The sequence below is a fragment of the Moorena sp. SIO2C4 genome (assembly GCF_010672485.1).
GTDB classification, from domain to species: domain Bacteria; phylum Cyanobacteriota; class Cyanobacteriia; order Cyanobacteriales; family Coleofasciculaceae; genus Moorena; species Moorena producens.
The window spans coordinates 1-2,586 of record NZ_JAAHGN010001055.1 but is presented as its reverse complement, the minus strand read 5'-3'; the positions used below and the strand labels follow the sequence as shown (position 1 = coordinate 2,586).

Genomic DNA, 2,586 nt, shown 5'->3' with positions numbered 1-2,586 from the left:
CCGGGTCAATTGGATTTTGTAAGCAGGATTGACATTTTCATCCAATAGATATTTGAGAGTCATCAGCTTTTTTCATTACTTTTCGTTCTGCTCTCAACTTCCGCAATCGCAGCGCAGAGGTGGAGGGGTTAAGTTGCTGTGCTTTCAGTTGCTGGTGACTCCACTCTAACCAGTCAGCAACATATTGGCTGACCATTTCTTTATTGTGTAGATAATAAAGAATAGTAGCGTAGACCTGTTCTAGATTCAGGGATGGATAGGTTTCGGTAATTTCTTCGGGAGTGCGGGCACGATGGATATAATCATAGAGAATAGTTTCTATTCCTATTCTTGTGCCTTTGAGCCGAATATCGTCCACACTTAGGAAGTCAAAATAGTCTTCTAGTTGCATTAATTTTATTAGGTTATGAGCTCGTTATAATTAATAATTTTATCATCCCTTGATGATGTTGAGGTAAACGATTGCTAAAACAAAACCATAAAACCCCCAGCAAAACCTACACAGGAAGTAAGCTCAATGCTGGGGTAGAAACAGCAACCCCATCCCCCGGAGGGATGGTTGTTGATCAATTGATCGAGGCGAATTTAACGCTATGGGATGGATCAAAAGGTTTTTGACCAATGCCTTGGGTCTGTGGTACTGTCAGGTGTTGCCTCCGCCAACCTAGGATTAACGTATTTTAATGCCAAGATCTAGGGTGTACCCGAATCCCAGATCATATAGTCTCCAATTCCGACACAGAAAGTTTGGAGAGTTTTGTGGAGTTCTTTCCGTTGATGGACTCAGAGTTTGCTCCAGAGTTTTTTTGTGGAGTTTGGTTGGTTTGATTGTTCTTCATTTTGGTGCTCCAATAATTATCTTCCCCCCAGATATCCTCTCCAATTCCGACACAGAAAGTTTGGAGAGTTTTGTGGAGTTCTTTCCGTTGATAGACTCAGAGTTTGCTCCAGAGTTTTGTTGTGGAGTTTGCTTGGTTTGATTGTTCTTCATTTTTTTTTTCCATTTTGTGCCTTTGATGATCAGATCGATCCTAGTAAGGTGATCCGAGTTAAATAGGTTTGGAATGAGAAAGTTGGGGCGTAAAAGATTACCACTGCAAAGGAGAATGGCGAAGCGTTTTTTGCTCACCAACAAAGTTCATTGACTAACCTGTTTGCAACATAAATACTATTGTCAAAGCACTATTGTCAAGCAAATTTTTGATTAAATTATCTTATAGTTTACATAGGCTCAGGTAATCAATCGGATTGCCTATTTCCTATTGCTAGCATGCCTATTTCCTATTGCCTATTGCCTGCTCCCTGCTCCCTGCTCCCTGCTCCCGATTCCCGATTCCCGATTCCCCATTCCCTGCTCCCTCCTCCCCAATAATGACTCAGCAAAAACCCCCTATCTTCCGTCAGCAAGCCCTAGACCGATTATCTGACCCAGAACAGTTAGATCGGTTAATGCCAGTGGTTAGTCCCGTGGATTGGCTACCTTTGGGGGGATTAGCTATATTCGGCCTGATCGGGGTACTTTGGAGCATAGTTGGGACTATTCCGATCACTGTCACGGGTAAGGGAGTGCTGATTAATCCCCGTCGGGTGGTACAATTGCAATCTCCGATATCGGGACAGTTGGAATCCTTAACGATTCGCACAGGTCAATGTGTAAAAAAAGACGATATCCTGGGAATCATTGACCCCTCTGATCTAAAACAGCAGTTGCAACAACAACGGGATAAACTGGCTCAGTTAAAGCAACAAATAGCAAAAATTACGTTACTGCGACAACAACGCACCCAGCTAGAAACAACAGCAATTACTGCTGAACGCACCAGCTTACAACAACGGTTACGAGATACTGAAACCTTGACTCCCCAGCTCCAAAATCAAGGATTAACTAGCATCTTGAGCCAGCGTCGCAGCCTCCAACAACAGCTCAAAGATGCAGAAGAATTAACCCCGATACTACAACAGCGACTGGCCAAGCAACGGGACTTGCAAAAACAAGGAGCAATTTCTTCTGAACGGATTTTACAAGCAGAACAAGACTATCGAGAAACCCGTCAAACTATCTCCGAGATTCAAGCCCAATTGCAACAGTTGCAGGTACAGGAAACGGAACTACAACAGAACTATTTAGAAAATATCAATACTATTAGTCAAATTAAAGCGGAATTGGAAACTTTAGACACCCGTAGTAAACAACTAGAACAGGATAATCTGGAAGCTACCAATACTGAGAAGAATCAAACTCAGGACATAAAGCAAACCATCGCCCGATTACAACAAGACGTTGCAGATAACAGTATTATTAAAAGTCCCCATACCGGATGTATTCTAGAAATAACGGCTACTGTCGGGGAATATCTCAACCCCGGAAATCCCCTGGGAACCCTACAAACACCAGGGAAAGCTAGGGATATGATCAGCGTAACCTATTTTCCTGTTGAAGATGGCAAAAAAATTCAACCGGGCATGAAGATTTTAATTACACCGGATACAGTAAAACGGACAAGATATGGGGGAATTGTCGGGAAAATAACTGAAGTTTCTCCCTTTTCAATCACCTCAGCAGGGGCGAGTTCGGTGATCGGAAAA

4 protein-coding genes are annotated in these 2,586 nt (G+C 42.8%); 1 reads left to right on the top strand and 3 read right to left on the bottom strand.

Annotated elements, in window-relative coordinates; all coding sequences use genetic code 11:
* Nucleotides 1-37: 37 nt before the first annotated feature.
* The 3 genes from F6K20_RS33510 to F6K20_RS33500 form a co-directional block, all read right to left on the bottom strand.
* The gene (locus tag F6K20_RS33510; protein ID WP_287297654.1) at nucleotides 38-391 is read right to left on the bottom strand and encodes a DUF433 domain-containing protein; all 354 of its coding nucleotides are present in this window, start codon (nucleotides 389-391) and stop codon (nucleotides 38-40) included.
* A gap of 325 nt (nucleotides 392-716) precedes the next feature.
* On the bottom strand, nucleotides 717-839 hold the full coding sequence (locus tag F6K20_RS33505; RefSeq protein ID WP_287297652.1) for a hypothetical protein: 123 nt from the start codon (nucleotides 837-839) through the stop codon (nucleotides 717-719).
* The gene (locus F6K20_RS33500) at nucleotides 836-991 is read right to left on the bottom strand and encodes a hypothetical protein (RefSeq protein ID WP_287297651.1); all 156 of its coding nucleotides are present in this window, start codon (nucleotides 989-991) and stop codon (nucleotides 836-838) included. Before F6K20_RS33500 ends, F6K20_RS33505 begins: the two co-directional genes overlap by 4 nt.
* 293 nt (nucleotides 992-1,284) lie before the next feature.
* On the opposite strand from F6K20_RS33500, the gene F6K20_RS33495 reads away from it, so the two are divergent.
* Nucleotides 1,285-2,586, top strand: a 1,302-nt coding sequence (locus tag F6K20_RS33495; protein WP_287297649.1) for an NHLP bacteriocin system secretion protein, incomplete at its 3' end; no start/stop codon positions are given.